The sequence below is a fragment of the Salinivibrio sp. MA427 genome (assembly GCF_001996115.1).
Lineage (GTDB): Bacteria > Pseudomonadota > Gammaproteobacteria > Enterobacterales > Vibrionaceae > Salinivibrio > Salinivibrio costicola.
In genome coordinates, this window is record NZ_MUFH01000001.1 from 1 (window position 1) to 18351 (window position 18351).

19 protein-coding genes are annotated in these 18351 nt (G+C 50.5%); 6 read left to right on the forward strand and 13 right to left on the reverse strand.

All coding sequences use genetic code 11. The features are described 5' to 3' along the window. Window positions 1-125: 125 nt before the first annotated feature. The 6 genes from BZG79_RS00005 to azu all read right to left on the reverse strand — a co-directional run bounded on the left by BZG79_RS00005 (window position 126) and on the right by azu (window position 5168). Window positions 126-353 (reverse strand): hypothetical protein, encoded by a 228-nt coding sequence (locus tag BZG79_RS00005; RefSeq protein WP_021023512.1) that lies wholly within the window; start codon window positions 351-353, stop codon window positions 126-128. Between the two features lie 141 nt (window positions 354-494). Beyond that, window positions 495-2003 carry an aldehyde dehydrogenase family protein gene (locus BZG79_RS00010; protein WP_077773480.1) on the reverse strand — a complete coding sequence of 503 codons (1509 nt, stop codon included), beginning with the start codon at window positions 2001-2003 and terminating at the stop codon, window positions 495-497. A gap of 213 nt (window positions 2004-2216) precedes the next feature. Continuing rightward, complete coding sequence (locus BZG79_RS00015; protein WP_077773481.1) at window positions 2217-2867, reverse strand: TIGR04219 family outer membrane beta-barrel protein; 651 nt, start codon at window positions 2865-2867, stop codon at window positions 2217-2219. Between the two features lie 161 nt (window positions 2868-3028). Beyond that, window positions 3029-3292 (reverse strand): envelope stress response protein PspG, encoded by a 264-nt coding sequence (pspG, locus tag BZG79_RS00020; RefSeq protein ID WP_077669275.1) that lies wholly within the window; start codon window positions 3290-3292, stop codon window positions 3029-3031. A 158-nt stretch (window positions 3293-3450) separates the two neighbouring features. Then, the gene (gene dusA / locus BZG79_RS00025) at window positions 3451-4479 is read right to left on the reverse strand and encodes a tRNA dihydrouridine(20/20a) synthase DusA (RefSeq protein WP_077773482.1); all 1029 of its coding nucleotides are present in this window, start codon (window positions 4477-4479) and stop codon (window positions 3451-3453) included. A 242-nt stretch (window positions 4480-4721) separates the two neighbouring features. Beyond that, the gene (azu, locus tag BZG79_RS00030) at window positions 4722-5168 is read right to left on the reverse strand and encodes an azurin (RefSeq protein WP_021023502.1); all 447 of its coding nucleotides are present in this window, start codon (window positions 5166-5168) and stop codon (window positions 4722-4724) included. Window positions 5169-5450: 282 nt separating this feature from the next. Between azu and zur the strand changes: the two genes are divergently transcribed. Beyond that, window positions 5451-5894: a zinc uptake transcriptional repressor Zur gene (gene zur / locus BZG79_RS00035; protein ID WP_021023501.1), complete on the forward strand. Its 444-nt coding sequence runs from the start codon at window positions 5451-5453 to the stop codon at window positions 5892-5894. A 29-nt stretch (window positions 5895-5923) separates the two neighbouring features. After that, entirely contained in the window at window positions 5924-6388 is a 465-nt protein-coding gene (locus BZG79_RS00040) for a chemotaxis protein CheX (protein WP_077773483.1), read from the forward strand. 100 nt (window positions 6389-6488) lie between these two features. On the opposite strand, the gene pgi is transcribed toward BZG79_RS00040, so the two are convergent. Continuing rightward, on the reverse strand, window positions 6489-8144 hold the full coding sequence (gene pgi / locus BZG79_RS00045; protein ID WP_021023499.1) for a glucose-6-phosphate isomerase: 1656 nt from the start codon (window positions 8142-8144) through the stop codon (window positions 6489-6491). Window positions 8145-8373: 229 nt separating this feature from the next. On the opposite strand from pgi, the gene BZG79_RS00050 reads away from it, so the two are divergent. Further along, on the forward strand, window positions 8374-8805 hold the full coding sequence (locus tag BZG79_RS00050; RefSeq protein WP_077773484.1) for a secondary thiamine-phosphate synthase enzyme YjbQ: 432 nt from the start codon (window positions 8374-8376) through the stop codon (window positions 8803-8805). A gap of 51 nt (window positions 8806-8856) precedes the next feature. On the opposite strand, the gene alr is transcribed toward BZG79_RS00050, so the two are convergent. Next, the gene (alr, locus tag BZG79_RS00055) at window positions 8857-9996 is read right to left on the reverse strand and encodes an alanine racemase (RefSeq protein WP_077773485.1); all 1140 of its coding nucleotides are present in this window, start codon (window positions 9994-9996) and stop codon (window positions 8857-8859) included. Beyond that, window positions 9968-11359, reverse strand: a complete 1392-nt coding sequence (locus BZG79_RS00060) for a replicative DNA helicase (RefSeq protein ID WP_021023496.1) — start codon at window positions 11357-11359, stop codon at window positions 9968-9970. The genes alr and BZG79_RS00060 overlap by 29 nt, the downstream gene beginning before the upstream one ends. Before the next feature lie 169 nt (window positions 11360-11528). On the opposite strand from BZG79_RS00060, the gene BZG79_RS00065 reads away from it, so the two are divergent. Further along, a complete protein-coding gene (locus BZG79_RS00065) occupies window positions 11529-12299 on the forward strand; it encodes a DUF481 domain-containing protein (RefSeq protein ID WP_077773486.1) in 771 nt (256 codons plus the stop codon). 61 nt (window positions 12300-12360) lie between these two features. On the opposite strand, the gene rplI is transcribed toward BZG79_RS00065, so the two are convergent. Genes rplI through rpsF form a run of 4 tightly spaced genes read right to left on the reverse strand, consistent with a single transcriptional unit; the run spans window position 12361 to window position 13826 of the window. Further along, window positions 12361-12810, reverse strand: coding sequence for a 50S ribosomal protein L9 (gene rplI / locus BZG79_RS00070; RefSeq protein WP_021023494.1), 450 nt, complete (start codon window positions 12808-12810; stop codon window positions 12361-12363). 32 nt (window positions 12811-12842) lie between these two features. Further along, on the reverse strand, window positions 12843-13070 hold the full coding sequence (rpsR, locus tag BZG79_RS00075) for a 30S ribosomal protein S18 (protein ID WP_021023493.1): 228 nt from the start codon (window positions 13068-13070) through the stop codon (window positions 12843-12845). Between the two features lie 16 nt (window positions 13071-13086). Continuing rightward, window positions 13087-13389, reverse strand: coding sequence for a primosomal replication protein N (gene priB, locus BZG79_RS00080; RefSeq protein WP_077676637.1), 303 nt, complete (start codon window positions 13387-13389; stop codon window positions 13087-13089). 8 nt (window positions 13390-13397) lie between these two features. Then, a complete protein-coding gene (rpsF, locus tag BZG79_RS00085) occupies window positions 13398-13826 on the reverse strand; it encodes a 30S ribosomal protein S6 (protein WP_077460007.1) in 429 nt (142 codons plus the stop codon). A gap of 472 nt (window positions 13827-14298) precedes the next feature. Here rpsF and BZG79_RS00090 point away from each other — a divergent pair, with 472 nt between their 5' ends. Together BZG79_RS00090 and BZG79_RS00095 are read left to right on the forward strand one after the other, a co-directional pair. Further along, window positions 14299-17124 (forward strand): glycosyl hydrolase family 18 protein, encoded by a 2826-nt coding sequence (locus BZG79_RS00090; protein WP_077773487.1) that lies wholly within the window; start codon window positions 14299-14301, stop codon window positions 17122-17124. A gap of 52 nt (window positions 17125-17176) precedes the next feature. Next, entirely contained in the window at window positions 17177-18349 is a 1173-nt protein-coding gene (locus BZG79_RS00095; RefSeq protein ID WP_077773488.1) for a lytic polysaccharide monooxygenase, read from the forward strand. Window positions 18350-18351 lie beyond the last annotated feature (2 nt).

Consider the following 18351-nt stretch of genomic DNA (forward strand, 5'->3'; position numbering starts at 1 on the left):
GCTAACATTGCGTAAATGCTAGCGTAACCTCACCAGTTAATAACAATAAAGAATAGATGTGAATGTTTTATAACTTTTTGTAAGATACCATGTGTAGAAAGGAGTGCTTAAGCGGGGTCGCGGGATTAGTCGATAATGCGCACTTGCTGAAAACCAATCTCTAATGCATTCAAGGTCGCTTGATCGATATCGAGAAAACACTGCTCAACGCCGTCGGCATTCGTCAATGCCATCAAGCCTCCCGCAGCATGGCGGCATTCAACCACCCATCCTTCATTATCTAACGACGGCTCAACAAGCGCTTCAATCAAAAGCTGTTGGCGGTATAACGCACGGAGTTGTTCGGCTGTCATCGTCATTTGCCTATCGATAAAATCCACATCTTGAATTGAGCTTAGTATCAGATAGACGAGGGTGCCATGCATGGCCTTAACGTAAAACGGAGTTAGCGTGGTGCGGCATAGTCGCCGCACCGGATATCAAGATATGCTAGCTTAGAAAAAGCCCAAAGGATTAATGTCATAGCTCACCAATAAATTTTTTGTTTGTTGGTAATGACCCAACATCATTTTATGATTTTCACGGCCAATTCCCGATTTTTTATAGCCACCAAACGCCGCATGCGCCGGATAGAGGTGATAGCAGTTGGTCCACACACGTCCCGCCTCAATCGCGCGACCGACCCGATAGGCGCGGTTCATATCTCGCGTCCACAACCCCGCCCCTAAGCCATACTCGGTGTGGTTGGCAATCGCCAAGGCTTCGGCTTCATCTTTAAAGGTGGTCACCCCTATCACAGGACCAAAAATCTCTTCTTGGAACACACGCATGTCATTGTGCCCTTGCAGTAATGTCGGCTGCACGTAATAGCCACCACCCAGGTCTTTATGGCTGCCCCCGATTAATACTTTGGCTCCCTCTTCCTGTCCAACGTTCAAATAATTCATGATCTTATCGAACTGCTCGTCAGACGCTTGGGCGCCCACCTGGGTCTCGGTATCGAGCGGATTTCCTTGTTTGATCAYCCCGGCGCGCTCAATCACTTTTTCAATAAACGCATCGTAAATGCTCTCTTGAATCAATGCGCGTGATGGACAGGTGCAGACCTCGCCTTGGTTGAAAAAGCCTAACAACAAGCCTTCGACCGCTTTATTGATATAGGCCTCCTCTTGCTGCATCACATCTTCAAAATAGATATTGGGCGATTTACCACCAAGCTCAACGGTTGAAGGGATCAGGTTTTCTGCCGCACAGCGCAGAATATGGTGTCCCACCGGAGTGGAGCCAGTAAACGCTAACTTGGCAATCCTTGGTGACGTGGCGAGAGCTTGCCCGGCTTCAGCGCCATAACCATTGACTACGTTAACGACCCCGGCCGGTAGCAGATCACCAATCAACTCCATCAGCAGCAAGATGGTCGTCGGCGTTTGCTCCGCCGGCTTGAGCACCACACAGTTTCCCGCCGCCAGTGCTGGTGCGAGTTTCCATGACGCCATCAGCAAAGGGAAGTTCCACGGAATAATTTGCCCCACCACACCCAGTGGTTCATGAATATGATAAGCAACGGTCCCTGCATCCAGCTCCGCCGCAGTGCCTTCTTGGGCGCGAATACAACCGGCAAAGTAACGGAAGTGATCAGCACAAAGCGGAATATCAGCCGCCAAGGTCTCACGTACGGCTTTTCCGTTTTCCCATGTTTCTGCCACCGCGAGCATCTCAAGATTAGCTTCAATCCGGTCGGCAATTTTTAACAAAACATTCGCACGGTCAGTGACGGAGGTTTTTCCCCACGCGTCTTTCGCGCCATGGGCAGCATCCAATGCCAGATCCACGTCTTCGGCGCTCGAGCGCGGTATCTCTGCTAGGGTTTCACCGGTACAGGGCGAGGTATTAGCAAAATACTGCCCTTTCACGGGTGGAACCCATTCACCTCCAATAAAATTTTGATAGCGTAATTTAAAACTTACCACTGACCCTTCTGTTCCTGGCTTTGCGTAAATCATACTCTTTCCTTATTCCGTGTTTGAGTCGATGGCGGAGCACGTACTGCCCTCTCCTTGCCGTTATGACTCAAAAATCGTRGCAGAGTTTTTTATTGCTGGATATTAGGCGAAAGTCGCAGTGAGACATATGCAACAGAGTTGGGAAAAAACAGGAAGGCATTAAAAAACCGCGCAGACGCGCGGTTTAGGGCATAAGGCTGATAAAAAGCAAGATTAAAAGTCTAATTCAGCACCGACAAAGAAACCGGTCAGATCAAGCTCAGCTTTGTTATTAAAATAATCGAAATCGTGGTCAATCATCCGATAGCCACCACGCACATTCAGATCTGCGGCGACCAAGCCTAGTTGATAAATAAGGCCCGCCTCGGCATCTAAGGTGCTGGTGCCATCAAATTCGCCTTTGCTTACGGTGGCAAACACATTTAACGGCGTGCCTATCAAGCCAACGCGCGCATCGACATACAGGTTTGGCTGCCATTCGTCGAAGCTCTGCCCTTGGAACTTACCAGATTGAAAACGCTGTAAATTAACACCGGCATCCACAGATACAAGATCGTTATCGAGAAACTCGTAATACGCCACGAAGTCGATTTGGTCAAAATCAACTTTCCCCGTACGTGCCCCATCAACACTCACCGAGGTTTGACGGATCTTGGCATTCGGGATTAACGGAAGCGGGTGCTCGAGTGCCGCATAATAAGAACCCGCTGTGCTGGCATCATCGGCTTCTACATTGTTGACATCAGCATCCATAAACCAGGCATCGGCGCCGACTTTTCCCCCGGCAAGGGTTGCTGCTTGAGAGGGCATGGCCAGTAGCGCGGTAAACGCTGCGGCGGCAAGCGTCATTGAAGTGGTTTTCATGAAAGTCTCCACATTGTCGATAAAAAAGTGTCGTCACGCGGAGGCGGCAAAGCCATGCCTTGTCGCCGGTAACTGATAATGATAGCAAGCTTTGTGCCGAGAAGAAGCTAAAAACAACTTATGCTGTCCGTTTGCTGTGCACACGCGCAAGTTTTCACGCTCTAGCGGCGACGGAATCGTGCCCAGCGCTTTTCATTGATGATCACTTCTGACTGACCTTTACGGCTGCGACGTTGACGTTTGACTAACCAAACCACCACAGCAATGACTAAAAGCCATGGTAATAGCTTGAGCAGCGTACCGATCATCCCGGCCAACATCATCACAGCAAAACCCGCGAGCATCGCCAGTACCATGCCCATAATGCTGACTCCGGTCATAAATAACACCACCGCAAAGCCAATCAGAAAAAGTAGTTCGATCATTACGATCTCCTTGTCTTGATAGCGAGACAGACTCTGCAGGTTTTAAGCCAATTTGTCACTCTATATATTCTCATTATTTCAGTACGTTAGGATTGGCTTTCCGGTCGATGTCAACGTGGTGGTTAAATGTAAACCTAAATTTAGTCATTTTCACTCAATTACGCATCAAGCCAATCGTCAGGAATGTGGCTCATCGCCGTGGTCAGCACTTCAATACTTGCTCCCGGCTTGTGCGCATTCTCGCTGATATAGCGACGCCATTGCCGCGCGCCAGGCATATTTTGGAACAGACCTAACATATGGCGACTGATATGGTTCAGTTGCGCCCCTTGAGAGAGCTGTTTTTCGATGTATGGGAACATGGCTTCAACCGCTTGACGACGAGTAATGCGAGGCGTTGTCATACCAAATAAACGCCGATCGGCCTCGGCCAACATAAACGGACTCTGATAAGCTTGGCGACCAACCATCACCCCATCAAGATGCTCAAGATGCTGCTCCGCCTCCTCAAGACTTTTCACCCCGCCATTGATCGCAAGCGTCAGGTGCGGAAAGTCTTTTTTGAGCTGATACACGCGTGGGTAATCCAGTGGCGGGATATCGCGGTTCTCTTTTGGGCTCAAACCGTTTAACCACGCTTTGCGCGCATGAATCGTGAACATATCACAGCCACCTTTTTCGCTGACTGTCTCAACAAAGTCGGTTAAAAATTCATAGCTGTCTTGCTCATCAATACCAATGCGCGTTTTCACCGTAATAGGCACATCGGTGACTTCTCGCATGGCAGCCACACACTGCGCCACCAGCTCAGGCTCCGCCATTAGACACGCCCCAAAGCGCCCGTTTTGCACCCGATCCGACGGGCAACCTACGTTGAGGTTAATTTCATCATAGCCACGCTCGGCCGCCAGCTTGGCGCACATTGCCAAATCCGCCGGATCCGAGCCCCCCAGTTGCAACGCCACCGGATGCTCCTGCTCGTTGTAAGCAAGGTAATCCGCTTTACCATGAATGATCGCCCCCGTGGTAACCATCTCGGTAAACAGCAAGGTTTGCCCAGATAATAAACGATGAAAGTAACGGCAGTGTCGATCCGTCCAATCAAGCATCGGCGCAACAGAGAAACGCTGCATCACCGTTTTTGGCGTCACATCAGGGCTGGCGGCGGTTTTGCTGGGGGTAGTCATGGTCTCGAATCTCTGCAAATTACGTTGAACGACAGTCGTTTTCGACAGGCGGACGCGGATTATACACATTGCATCGGTAAGATTTAAGCAGAACCGGTTCACCAGCAGGCTTAGAGAAAGAAATCGGTAAGATAACAGTATGGAGACCGTTATGATCGCAGGGGTGATTCGACTTACTCTGTTATTAAGCCGAGAATGAAACAAGCGAGAGAGCCGAACGATGCGCTCTCTCGCAACAAGACTTATTCGATAGTGAATTTGCCTTTCATTACCGTCCAATGGCCGGGGAAAGAGCAGAAATAAGTTAAGTCTTTGCCTTGCAACCCATCGGTTGAGAAGGTGATGGTGGTGCTTTCGCCGCCGCCAACCAACTTGGTATGTGCCAAGATACGATCATCACCTTGTGGTAGGTAATCGTTATCGGCACCCGCACCCGCGCCTTTCATGGCGATATCTTGCAAGTTAGACGTTTCCGACAGCACCCAGTTGTGGCCCATCGAGGTCACAGGCATTGAGCCTTGATGCTCCAGCGTGAGCGTCACTTCACTACAGCTTGCTGGTACGGACAACGATGACTGGTCGTAGGCCATTTTATCGCCGGTGGTGACAGTTAACTCACACTCATTGGCAGCCGCTTGCGTAGAGACAGACGCGAACGCCAAAGCGGCGAGGGCTAACAGTTTTTTCATCGGTACATACTCCTGTTATGGATGTAAAGGTATGTTTTTTATGCCYGTGGCACACTGCCATCATACTGACATGACAGCGCAAAACAGTTAGCCGATTCAAAAATCGACTGATTGTTTATTGTTTTTACTTCTATCATTACCCAAAGGTAGCTGATCGCGATCAAGTGGTCATAGACTATCTATTTACACTTGTGGCAAAGCGCATAGGATAAAGATACGCAGGGTGCGTTGGTATACAGCTATGATAAGATAACTGTCTGACTGTTAGTACTTTGAGGCGCTATGACCCAGATCACTGGTTTACTGCACCGCGCACAGCAGCTGTGTGAGCAACGTGGTGTGAGATTAACGCCGCAACGAACCCGCGTTTATGAAATTATCGCCAATAACTCACGGGCGATTACCGCGTACGAGCTGCTCGATATATTGCGTGAAACCGAGCCACAAGCGAAACCCCCAACGGTGTATCGTGCGCTAGACTTTCTATTAGCACAGGGGTTTGTGCACAAGGTAGAGTCGACCAATAGCTATATTGCCTGCTGCCACTTAGGGCATCAGGGGCACTGCTCTCAACTGCTGATTTGTGATCAATGCGGCACCGTAGAAGAGTGTCACACTGAAGAGCTATCAGAGGCATTGCGTGAGAAAGCGCGTAAAATGGGGTTTGATGTGCAACATCATGTGATTGAAACCCATGGCACTTGTGCACAATGCTTGGCTCACTAACACTGATTTGATTAGGACGGACACTCTTTATGGAAGCACAATTCGTCAACCCATTTCTTACTTCACTGATTAATGTGCTACAAACCATGGCACAGCTGGACATCCAGCCAGAGAAGCCTCATTTAAAAAAGTCAGAGATCGCAAAAGGTGACGTCTCTGGGTTGATAGGCATGGTTGGTCCACAAACCAAAGGATCATTTTCAGTCACATTTGATGAAGATATGGCACTGGAAATCATGCAACGCATGCTGGGCGAGCGTTCAGAATCCATTGATGAARAAGTGACCGACATGGTCGGTGAGATTACTAATATGGTGACAGGCGGCGCTAAGCGGATCCTATCCGAAAAAGGCTTTGAGTTTGAAATGGCGACCCCAGTGGTTGTCTCAGGCAAAGGCCATACCATCAACCACAAAAGTGATGGCCCAGTGATTATCATGCCGTTTAAGTCCCCACATGGCACAGCGTTTATCGAGATCTGCTTCGATCATTAAACAACGATGCGCAGCTTAGTCAACCCACCTATATTAAGATAGAAACGCCGCGATAAGCATCGCGGCGTTTAGCTTTCTCAATTAATCGTAGTCGGTCAGCTTACGCTTGGCGCCACTGCTTGAATGCATTGATCAGTCCATTGGTCGAGCTATCATGGCTCTCAACCTGCTGATCATCACTCAGCTCAGGCAAAATGTTGCTTGCCAGTTGTTTACCCAGCTCAACACCCCACTGATCAAAGCTGAAAATGTTCCAAATTACACCCTGAGTGAAGATTTTATGCTCATACATCGCAATCAAAGCCCCGAGTGTATAAGGCGTGATTTTCTCAACCAAAATAGAGTTGGTTGGACGGTTACCTTCAAACACTTTAAAGGGTGCGATCGCAGCCACGTCTTCGGCCGATTTGCCCGCTTTCACTAGCTCGGCTTCGACTTGCTCACGGCTCTTACCAAAGGCTAATGCTTCGGTCTGAGCAAAAAAGTTCGCCATCAGTTTAGCGTGGTGATCGCCAATCGCGTTGTGACTATGCACGGGGGCAATAAAGTCACACGGGATTAACTTAGTGCCTTGGTGGATAAGCTGATAGAAAGCATGTTGGCCGTTTGTACCAGGTTCACCCCAGATGATTGGGCCCGTTTGATAATCGACCGGATTACCGTGACGGTCGACGTATTTACCGTTTGATTCCATGTTGCCTTGTTGAAAATACGCGGCAAAGCGATGCATGTATTGATCATACGGTAAAATCGCTTCTGATTCAGCACCGTGGAAGTTGTTGTACCAGATACCGATTAACGCCAACAACACCGGCATGTTTTGCGCCATGGGTGCGGTTTTAAAGTGGTTATCCATTTGATGTGCGCCATCGAGTAAGGCGACAAAATTGTCAAAGCCGACGCCTAAGCAAATCGATAGACCAATGGCTGACCACAGTGAATAACGGCCACCAACCCAGTCCCAGAACTCGAACATGTTGGCCGTATCAATCCCAAAGTTCGCAACAGCATCGGCATTGGTTGAAAGCGCCGCAAAATGCTTCGCCACCTGGCTTTCATCTCCAGCGGCCTTCATAAACCAGTCACGCGCCGTGTGCGCATTGGTCATGGTTTCTTGGGTGGTAAAGGTTTTTGAAGCCACCAAGAACAACGTCGTTTCAGGATTCAGGGCTTTTAACGTTTCGGCCATGTGGGTGCCATCAACGTTAGAAACAAAGTGTAAATTGAGGTGGTTTTTGTAGGCTGCCAGCGCTTCAGTGACCATGTAAGGGCCAAGATCTGAGCCACCGATACCAATGTTCACCACATCGGTAATTGCTTTACCGGTATAGCCTTTCCACTCACCGCTGATCACACGCTCAGAGAATGATTGCATTTGCGCGAGTACTGCGTTGACGTGCGGCATGACATCTTCGCCATCCACCATAACAGGCTGGTTGCTACGGTTACGCAACGCAGTATGAAGCACGGCTCGGTCTTCTGTACGGTTGATTTTCTCACCATTAAACATCGACGTAATCGCGTCTGAGACGCCCGTTTCGTCTGCCAATGCCAATAACTTGGTCAGGGTTTCTTCGCTGATCAGGTTTTTGGAATAATCCAACAGAATGCTGTCTTCAAATTGCGTTGAGAAATGGGCAAATCGGTCTGGATTATCCGCAAACAGATCCGCCAGTGTATAGTCCTGTGCTTCTTCAAAGTGGGCGGTCAGTGATTGCCACGCCACGGTTTGTGTGGGGTTCGTTGTCTTTAGCATCATGTCATCCAAATCGCGTTGTGAGTGCTGCTGTGGGTATCACAGCAGGCTGGAGTCCTGTATAACGTCAGCACCACCATGCTGTACGCAGCGGTTATTGGTGTAATATTACATAATCATGGCTCGATTCTCACATGCAATCGCTGTGAGTAGGTTGCGATTAATCATAGAATAGTTGGATCGCCTTTGGGCTAACTGATTACGATAGAGATCACAACAAGGATTGCTTATGTGGTACCAAACTGAAATTCGCTTACGCCCGCGCTCTCGAGGCTTTCACCTTGTGACCGACGAGATCATCGACGCACTGCCTGTGTTGCATGATATTGAGATGGGGATGATGCAGGTATTTATCAAACATACCTCAGCCAGTTTAACCCTCAATGAAAATGCGGACCCCACCGTGCGTCAAGATATGGAGTCCCRTTTTAATCACTCAGTGCCCGAGCGTGCGCCCTATTACCGTCATACCTATGAGGGGGATGATGATATGCCGGCACATATTAAGGCGTCTTTACTGGGGGCCAGTGTCACTGTCCCTATCACTCAAGGACACCTCAACCTCGGTACGTGGCAAGGGATTTATCTAGGCGAACACCGTGATCAGGGCGGTTCACGTACGCTGGTCGTCACACTTCAAGGCGCGCCTACCACGGGCTAATCAACCGAGACAAAGCAGCCCCGAGGCGTTTAGCGTATCACTGCGTTTCGCTCACCCCCTCGGGGAGGGATTGGTTAGATATTGACGTGGGACGCGGCCTGTCACCTGGCAGACAAGTTCATAACCAATCGTATCAACCAAGCGCGCGATGCGCTCAACCGGGAGCTCGGGTCCCCACAACACCGCTTCATCACCCACCTTATCGGTCGCATCTGGACCCAGATCAACGGTGATCATATCCATTGAGACGCGCCCAGCCAGCGGTACTTCTCGACCATTGAGCCATACGGGCGTGCCGTCAGGTGCAGAACGCGGATAGCCGTCGCCATAGCCGATCGCAATCACACCAATCAAGGTATCGAGCGAACTGCGCCAACGCGCGCCATAACCTACCGGCTCGCCAGCTTTGAGACGACGCACAGCCATGACCCGCGATGTCAGGCGCATTGCCGGCTTCAAACCAAGTGCGTCGCCTGTTAATTCAATACGAGAGGAAATGCCATACAGGCAAATACCTGGGCGCACCCAATCAAAATGACTTTGCGGCCAAAATAACGTGCCGGAAGATGCAGCCAATGAGCGTTCACCGGGCAGCCCTTCCGTAACGCGCGAGAAGGTGTCAATTTGCGCTTGGGTGATCGGATTATCCATTTCGTCCGCGCAGCCAAAATGACTCAAGTAACCAATCTCAGGCGCTACATTGTCGCAAGCATGCAGGGCAAAAAGCGCACCAGGCACCTGATCCGGTTCAAAGCCGAGCCGATGCATGCCTGAGTCCACTTTTAGCCATACCGACAAAGGCGAAGATAGGGTCGCTTGTGTCAGCATTGCCACTTGCTCATCACAGTGCACCGTGGCGGTCAGTTGGTGCTCAACCAATAACGGCAGCTCATCCGCTTCGTAGAAACCTTCGAGTAGCACAATGGGTAAGGTAATGCTCGCTTGACGCAGCGTCAGTGCTTCTTCTATCCGCGCCACCCCAAAGGCATCGCTATAAGGCGCCAACGTCGTCGCAACGGAGGTTAGCCCATGACCGTAACCGTCCGATTTGACCACTGTCATCACTTTGCTACCGGGGGCTTTGCGACGCATCACTTGGATGTTGTGCACCATGGCCTCGGGATCAATGAAGGCGCGAGCCGCATTGGTCATGGTAGACAGATCACTCATCATCAAACGCGGGTCCTGCATAATTATCAAAGCGTGAGTACTGGCCTTGGAAGGTCAAGCGCACACTACCAATTGGACCGTTACGCTGTTTACCAATCAGGATTTCTGCAATCCCTTTCATGGCACTTTCTGGGTTGTAGACTTCGTCACGATAAATAAACATGATCAAGTCAGCATCTTGCTCAATCGCACCCGACTCACGCAGGTCCGAGTTAACGGGGCGCTTATCAGCACGTTGCTCCAACGAACGGTTAAGCTGCGATAGCGCCACTACAGGCACATTCAGCTCTTTCGCGAGCGCTTTCAGTGAACGCGAAATTTCAGCAATTTCCAAGGTCCGGTTTTCTTGTAACCCTGGCACGCGCATCAGTTGCAAATAGTCGACCATGATCATGCTCACGCCACCATGTTCGCGCGCCACACGGCGGGCTCGCGAGCGCACATCAGTCGGTGTTAGGCCGGAACTATCATCGATGTACATGTTCTTTTTCTGCATCAAGATCCCCATCGAGGACGAGATACGCGCCCAATCTTCATCATCTAATTGGCCGGTTCGGATCTTGGTTTGGTCAACCCGTGATAACGAGGCCAACATACGCATCATCAGCTGCTCAGCCGGCATCTCGAGCGAGAAAATCAATACAGGCTTTTCTTGATCCATGGCTGCGTTTTCACACAAGTTCATCGCAAAGGTCGTTTTACCCATCGATGGTCGTGCCGCGACGATAACGAGATCAGAAGGCTGTAAGCCTGCCGTTTTCTTATTAAGATCGGTAAAACCCGTCGATACGCCGGTAACCCCGTCTTGCGGTGACTTGAACAGCTCTTCAATGCGCTCTAGGGTGCGACTCAGTACCGAGTCAATGTGCTGTGGACCTTCGGTTTCACTAGTCCGAGACTCAGCAATCGCGAAGACTTTACTCTCCGCCATATCGAGCAAATCTTCTGAGCTTCGCCCTTGGGTATCATAGCCCGCATCGGCAATTTCATTGGCTACCCCAATCAGGTTACGCACCATGGCACGTTCACGGACGATATCTGCATACGCCACAATATTAGCGGCGCTCGGGGTGTTTTTCGCCAGCTCCGCCAAGTAGGCAAAGCCGCCCACATCGTCGAGCGTTCCCGCCTTTTCGAGATGCTCAGACAAGGTGATGAGATCAAGCGGCTTCCCCTCATCCAGTAGCGATTTGGTCGATTCATAAATCAACCGATGGGGTCGGCTATAAAAATCATGGCCGACGACTTTTTCCGCAACCGCATCCCAGCGTTCATTATCCAACATTAAACCACCTAAAACCGACTGCTCGGCCTCTATCGAGTGTGGTGGCACTTTGAGGTTAGCGACTTGCTGATCTTTTGCGGGTTTACGATTGTCTGCCATAAAAACTCACCTATTGCTAATGGAGGTCATTATACCCGCTGTCCTCGTGGGACGCTGCCCCATGAGACATTTTTTTCCAAACGCTGAATGACCTCCTCGAATTCTAACCCAAATTTGACTATCACAATGCAAACAGCGCTTAGCATAGCGGCGCCTTAGATTGCGTGAGATGAAAGTAGTGAAGTCTTTTTGTCAGCCCGTGTGGTTATCAATTTGGATGGTATGCGGGGTCCCTGCCTATGCAAGTGACGATAATAAAACATCAGAATCACCTTGGTCAGCCGATATTTCGCTCGGTTATCAGCGCCTCGGTGGTAACTCAGATTCTCAAACCATCAATAATGCGCTCACAGGTCAATATCAAGTTGAGCAATACAGTTATCAAGCCAGCATTAGCCTGTTGCAAGTTGAAAAAGATGGTGAAGAGGACAAACGTAAAACAGAGCWAGAGTCGCAAGCTAATATGCTACTTGGTGACAGAAGCTATGCGCTACTCAATGCCACTTATGTCGCCGACCGTTACGGCCCTTATTATGACGATTTTATGCTGGCAACGGGTTTAGGTTATCACTGGCTTCAAAACGCTAAGGTCACATTAAGCACCGAGATAGGCCCAGGTTTTCGTTACCAACAACCGAACGTCGATGAAATTGATGATGACGATTTGATCATGCCTTACTCAGTCAGTGAATCAGTGATACGTGGACAGGCAAGAGGAGAGTGGCATATGCTCGATAATGTCAGTTTAGAAGGAAGAAGTATTATCATTTCAGGGAGCAGTAATACCAGTGTCGAAGGATCACTCACTTTGGCATCAACCATTACTGAAAAGTTATCGATAAAAATAACCAGCAAACAGACTTACATGACAGATGTCCCTCCGGGACTAAAAAATCGCGACAGTATGTTCACGGTCGGTATTCGTTATCAATGGTTATAAACCGCTGAAAAAACAAAAAGCCAACCCGAAGGCTGGCTTTTTATCGAAACCTTGTTGCTAATTACATAGCAACAACGTTCACGTTGACGGTCGCGAAAACATCATAGTGCAGTTGCACGCTGATTTCGTACTCGCCAGTGTGACGCAGTGCGCCTTCTGGTAGACGAACTTCGTTTTTAGCGATTTCAACGCCCGCTGCAGTCACAGCGTCAGCGATATCACGGGTACCGATAGAACCAAACAGTTTACCTTCATCACCCGCTTTCGAAGCGATTTCAACCGCTTCTAGTGCTTCAACTTTCTCAGCACGCGCTTGAGCAGCAGCCAGTTGCTCAGCAACTTTTGCTTCTAGCTCAGCACGACGTGCTTCAAAATGTTCAATGTTGGCTTTGGTTGCCATAACAGCTTTACCCTGAGGGATAAGGAAGTTACGTGCATAACCAGATTTAACAGTTACCTGATCACCTAGGCCACCCAGGTTACCGATTTTATCAAGTAGAATAACTTGCATTCTTCAATCCTCTCTAACTTGGACAGTTCCGATTACTGATGCTTGTCAGTGTACGGCAGCAGGGCCAGGTAACGAGCGCGCTTGATAGCACGAGCCAGTTGACGCTGATACTTAGCACGAGTACCAGTGATACGGCTAGGTACGATTTTACCTGATTCGGTAATGTAATTTTTTAGAGTCGCTACATCTTTGTAATCGATCTCTGTGACGCCTTCTGCAGTGAAACGGCAGAATTTACGACGACGGAAGAAACGTGCCATGGGCTTATCTCCTGATCTAAATGTCTATAATAGTGTCGGCATGCAATACCAATTTTCCCTCGCCTTGTCGGCTGGTCTGGTAAGCGATAAAACCGCTTACCTTGATATGGCTACCTAAAGCTAAATTTTGCGTTTGTTGTGTTGACCCTTGCCCACTCACAACCACAGATAAACGACAAAAAACTTGTCGAGGGAAGTCAGCTTCAACCTGCGTGGAACGATGCTCTAACACAAAGTGACAGTGCTGAACGCCTGCAGGGCTTTGGCGACGGACCGGACCTTTACTGATAACACCAGCAAGCTCCAACCGATTGGTCATCACAGCAATTACTCAGCTGCGTTTTCGCCTTCAGCTTCAGCTTCCGCTTTTGCTTCTGGCTTCGCTTCCGCACGCTCTTCACGCTCAGGGCGATCTTCACGCTTAGCAGTACGCTCTTCTTTAGCCTTCATCATGACAGATGGCTCAGTGATAGCGTCTTTAGTACGCATGATCATGTTACGGATCACTGCGTCGTTGAAGCGGAACATGCTTTCTAGCTCGTCAATCACAGCCTGCTCGGCTTCTACGTTCATCATAACGTAGTGTGCTTTGTGCAGTTTGTTGATTGGGTAAGCCAGTTGGCGACGGCCCCAGTCTTCTAGACGGTGGATCTGACCGCCTGCATCTTTAATAGACGCAGTGTAACGCTCGATCATGCCAGCAACTTGCTCGCTCTGATCAGGGTGCACCATGAATACGATTTCGTAATGACGCATTGAGTTGCTCCTTACGGATTAATCAGCTTCCACAATTGGCTCGGTCGTCCAGCGGAAGCAAGGAACGGAAAAGAAAAGACCGAGAATCAGGCGCGAGATAGTACAGAATTGCCGCGTCATAAGCAAACGGATTTTGTCTTTATCGGTTGGTTGTTCCATGGCATCCCCGAAAAAAGCATGACCAATTTCAAAAAAAATAAGAAATCAAGCCTGCAAACTGTCAATTATGTGCGAATTACTACCAACATCACGCTATGGATGTACTTCTTTTTTACCAATAATTAATTTATGAACCCACGCTCAAATTATGACATTCCCGCCTCCTTTTCTTGGCAGTTAATGCCCAAAATAATCTTTTTATTGCCTATGCTTGAGCGGAAAAGCCGTTTTTAGTGCAAAAAGCGTAGGGGAAGACCTCATCAATCACTGACTGTATTGATGAAATTCGTTTCAAAAATTTTTGGAGCAAAATATGAAGATAGTAACACCATCGCGTATGGTCGCACTTGGTTTGGCAGGGCTCGCATTAAGTAGCCCCAGCGTACACGCTGCAGTTGATTGCCAGCCATTATCCGATTGGCAGAATGGCAATACCTACACTAAAGGGGATCAAGTAAAAACAGATAACACCGCCTATGAAGCGAGGTGGTGGACGCAAGCCGACCCGGCCACCCAATCTGGCGAATGGAAAGCGTGGAAAATCCTCGGCCAGTGCGCTGGCAGCGTCAACCAAGCCCCTACCGCAACCTTAACCGTCTCTCCGTCTGGACCGATTGAGGTTGGTGACACACTCACCTTCACCCTCGCCGGGACAGACACGGATGGCACGGTGACCTCATTCGCGCTCTCACAAGGCGACACCCTATTGTATGAAGGTGCAGAAGCAACCGCCATTCGCTGGCAAGCCGAACAAACGGGTCGTTTTACATTTACTCTCACCGTGACCGACGACAAAGGCGCTACCGACATCCAGACATTGCAACAGGTGGTGGGTGATGACCAAACCGGCGGCGATGAGTATACCTGTCGTCCGGCTGGTTTATACACCACCCCAGATGTCGACGTGCCGTATTGCTCTGTGTATGACGAAAACGGCCTTGAAGACATGGGCGCCGATCACCCTCGCCGTGTCATTGGCTATTTCACCAGCTGGCGAAACGGCGCCAACGGCCAGCCCGCTTATTTAGTCAGCGATATTCCTTGGGACAAGATCACCCACATTAACTACGCCTTTGCCCACATCAACGCGGACAACCAACTGTCTATCGGCGATCCCAATGCCCCCGATAACCCCGCGACCCAAATGACCTGGCCGGGCGTGGCCGGCGCAGAGATGGATCCGACCCTGCCGTACAAAGGCCACTTTAACTTGCTCAACAAGTATAAAAAGCAGCACCCCGACGTGAAAACGCTGATCTCCGTGGGCGGCTGGGCCGAAACCGGGGGCTACTTCGGTGAAAACGGCGAGCGCATCGACAGTGGCGGTTTCTACACCATGACCACCAATGCCGATGGCAGCGTCAACCAAGCCGGCATCAAGGCTTTCACCGACAGTGCCGTCGCCTTCTTGCGCCAGTATGGCTTTGATGGTCTGGACATTGATTATGAATACCCATCGTCGATGAAAGACTCAGGCCACCCTGACGATTTCGAGTACTCCAACCCACGTCGCGCGCACTTGAATAAATCCTATCAAGTACTGATGAAGTCGCTGCGTGAAGCGCTCGATAAAGCCAGCGCGCAAGATGGCAAGCACTATATGCTGACCATTGCCGCACCGTCATCGGGTTACTTATTGCGCGGGATGAAAACCTTCCAAACCACCCAATACTTAGATTACGTCAACATCATGAGCTATGATCTGCACGGGGCATGGAACGATCATGTTGGCCATCAAGCGCCGCTGTATGACACCGGAGAGGATTCCGAACTTAAACAGTGGAATGTCTACCAAACCCCTGAATTTGAAGGGATTGGCTATTTAAATACCGATTGGGCAGCCACCTACTTTATGGGCGGTATGTCTCCCGGCCGCATCAATATCGGTATCCCGTATTACACCCGCGGCTTTAAAGACGTGCAAGGTGGCGACAAAGGCCTTTGGGGACGCGCGCCATTGCCAAACCAAAGCGAGTGCCCAGCCGGCACCGGTGTCGGTGAGAAAAACAAATGCGGCAACGGTGCAGTCGGGATAGATAACCTTTGGCATGATGTGGACGAGCTCGGCAACGAAGTGCCTGCCGGCTCCAACCCTTTATGGCATGTGAAAAATTTGCTCGATGGCAAACTACCGGCCTATGCGGCAGAGTACGGGCTCGACCCTGAGCAAGATCCTAGCGACCGTCTCACCGGTAACTATCAAGCTTATTACGATGACATCGCCAAAGCGCCATGGGTTTGGAACGAAGAAAAACGCGTATTCCTGTCAATGGAAGACGAAACCTCGATGGCCGAAAAGGTCGACTACGTGGTCAATAAGGGCCTAGGCGGGGTGATGTTCTGGGAGCTGGCGGGGGATTATCGCTATGATGATCAGCGTCAAGCCTACTTTATGGGTGACACCCTGACCTCGCTGGCGTACCAAACCTTTAAGCAAGCGGGCAGCGACTACTCACTACAACGTGGCGACGCCAATTTCCAAGTGCCAAGCGAGCAAGTGGATGTCACGCTTGACGCGCTGAACTTCCCAGTGGGCGATGACAACTACCCTATTCGCCCCACGTTCCGCTTTACCAACCACTCCGATCTGGACTTATCGGGCGCCACCATCAGCTTTGATGTGCCAGTGTCTACCTCGGCCATTTTTAAATCTGACTGGAACGCCCAGAAAAAGCTGCGCATGGAAGTGGTGCGTGATAGCAGCAATGCCAGTGGTAACAACATCGGCGGGTTTGATGCCACCCATCATCGCTTTGCCATCACCTTGATTAACGAATGGGGTGGTATAGAGCAAAGCTTTAAGCCGGGTGAAACCTTGGACGCTCAGGTGATGTACTACATGCCTATCACCAACCCAACCAATATCACCATCGAAAAAGATGGCCAGCGCTATGCGGTGAAGCAGGAGTATCCAAGCCTTCCGCCTGCGCTTCCCGGTAGCACCAGCCAAAGTGGCGGAGAGTCTCAGTGTCCTGGCGTCGATATCGCCAGCCTGAGTACCTACCCCAACTGGCCTAACGGGGTCAATCATGCCAGCGGTGGCGACCAACTTATCTACCAAGAGGCGGTATGGGAAGCCAAGTGGTGGACCCAAGCGGCACCCGGTGGTCAAGCTTGGCGCCAAGTCTGCAGCCTCTAATCCATTTCTAGTCTTGAATGCGGGGGCTGCGTGCCCCCGTTAAGGAGTCGTTATGTTCAAGTCTTCGTTTACTCAACTTTCCTGCCGCACCGCCGTGGCCCTTGCGCTGGTCGCAAGCAGCACACAGGTGATGGCACATGGCTATTTAGAAAGCCCCAAAGCGCGCCAGGCGATTTGCCATGAGCAAGGGGGCTATTGGTGGCCTTCAGATGGGTCAGGTATCCCTAACGCCGCCTGTCGCGCTGCGTTCTTAGAATCGGGGCACTACCCGTTTGTGCAACACCATGAATCGGCGCAATTGGTGGCGGATTATCGCAATATGGATGCGGTGAAAGCGGCCGTTACCGATGGCAACTTATGTGGTGCCGGCGATCCTAATAAAGCCGGGATCAGTTTGCCCTCACCGGATTGGCAACGGACCGAGATCACCCCAGATGGCAATGGCCAAATTGACGTGCGCTTTCGCGCCACCACGCCTCATAACCCGAGCTTTTGGGAAATTTATCTCACCAAGCCAGATTACAACGGCGCGACCGATGCGCTGACGTGGGATGATCTCGAAAAGATCGACACCTTTGGCGATCTGCCCATTGTGATCGGCGATAACGGTAACCGGTATTATGAGATGACCGTGACCCTGCCCGCCGATCGTCAAGGTGATGCCATTATCTATAGCCGTTGGCAACGTATTGATCCGGCCGGAGAAGGCTTCTACAACTGTGCCGACATTACCATCACCCCTAGTCAGACCGCACCCGCCCAATGGCACGAGCTAGGATACTTTGTCCAACATCCACAAATGGCAGCATTGGGCGATCGCGTGCGGGCCCGCTTGCACAATCGCCAAGGCCAGGAAGTGGTGGATGTCACACTCACCCTGACGGACCAAAATGTGACGAATTGGCCACACGCGCTGGCCAGTCTTATCGAGCAACAGGCTAACGAGCCCTTACGTATCGGGGTGATGCGCCACGGCGAGATCCAGTTTAATGCCGATGACGTGGTGCAAAACCAAGTCTTTAGCCATCACGATAGCTATAGCTTCAACCTGTCGGTGATCCCGGCTACCGACGAACCCACCAGCAACCTGCCCGCATGGCGCGCATCTGAGGTCTATCTGGCCAAGGATCGCGTGCGCTACGGCGATAACATCTACCAAGCAAAATGGTGGACTAGAAACGAGCAACCCGGCGCTGCCCTTGTTTGGCAACGCGTGACACAATAAGG

Coding starts and splice junctions, on each gene's coding strand:
- BZG79_RS00005 (WP_021023512.1), bottom strand. CDS start 353: ATGACAGCCGAACAACTCCGTGCGTTATACCGCCAACAGCTTTTGATT.
- BZG79_RS00015 (WP_077773481.1), bottom strand. CDS start 2,867: ATGAAAACCACTTCAATGACGCTTGCCGCCGCAGCGTTTACCGCGCTA.
- pspG (WP_077669275.1), bottom strand. CDS start 3,292: ATGATCGAACTACTTTTTCTGATTGGCTTTGCGGTGGTGTTATTTATG.
- dusA (WP_077773482.1), bottom strand. CDS start 4,479: ATGACTACCCCCAGCAAAACCGCCGCCAGCCCTGATGTGACGCCAAAA.
- azu (WP_021023502.1), bottom strand. CDS start 5,168: ATGAAAAAACTGTTAGCCCTCGCCGCTTTGGCGTTCGCGTCTGTCTCT.
- zur (WP_021023501.1), top strand. CDS start 5,451: ATGACCCAGATCACTGGTTTACTGCACCGCGCACAGCAGCTGTGTGAG.
- pgi (WP_021023499.1), bottom strand. CDS start 8,144: ATGCTAAAGACAACGAACCCCACACAAACCGTGGCGTGGCAATCACTG.
- alr (WP_077773485.1), bottom strand. CDS start 9,996: ATGCAGGACCCGCGTTTGATGATGAGTGATCTGTCTACCATGACCAAT.
- BZG79_RS00060 (WP_021023496.1), bottom strand. CDS start 11,359: ATGGCAGACAATCGTAAACCCGCAAAAGATCAGCAAGTCGCTAACCTC.
- rplI (WP_021023494.1), bottom strand. CDS start 12,810: ATGCAAGTTATTCTACTTGATAAAATCGGTAACCTGGGTGGCCTAGGT.
- rpsR (WP_021023493.1), bottom strand. CDS start 13,070: ATGGCACGTTTCTTCCGTCGTCGTAAATTCTGCCGTTTCACTGCAGAA.
- priB (WP_077676637.1), bottom strand. CDS start 13,389: ATGACCAATCGGTTGGAGCTTGCTGGTGTTATCAGTAAAGGTCCGGTC.
- rpsF (WP_077460007.1), bottom strand. CDS start 13,826: ATGCGTCATTACGAAATCGTATTCATGGTGCACCCTGATCAGAGCGAG.
- BZG79_RS00090 (WP_077773487.1), top strand. CDS start 14,299: ATGAAGATAGTAACACCATCGCGTATGGTCGCACTTGGTTTGGCAGGG.
- BZG79_RS00095 (WP_077773488.1), top strand. CDS start 17,177: ATGTTCAAGTCTTCGTTTACTCAACTTTCCTGCCGCACCGCCGTGGCC.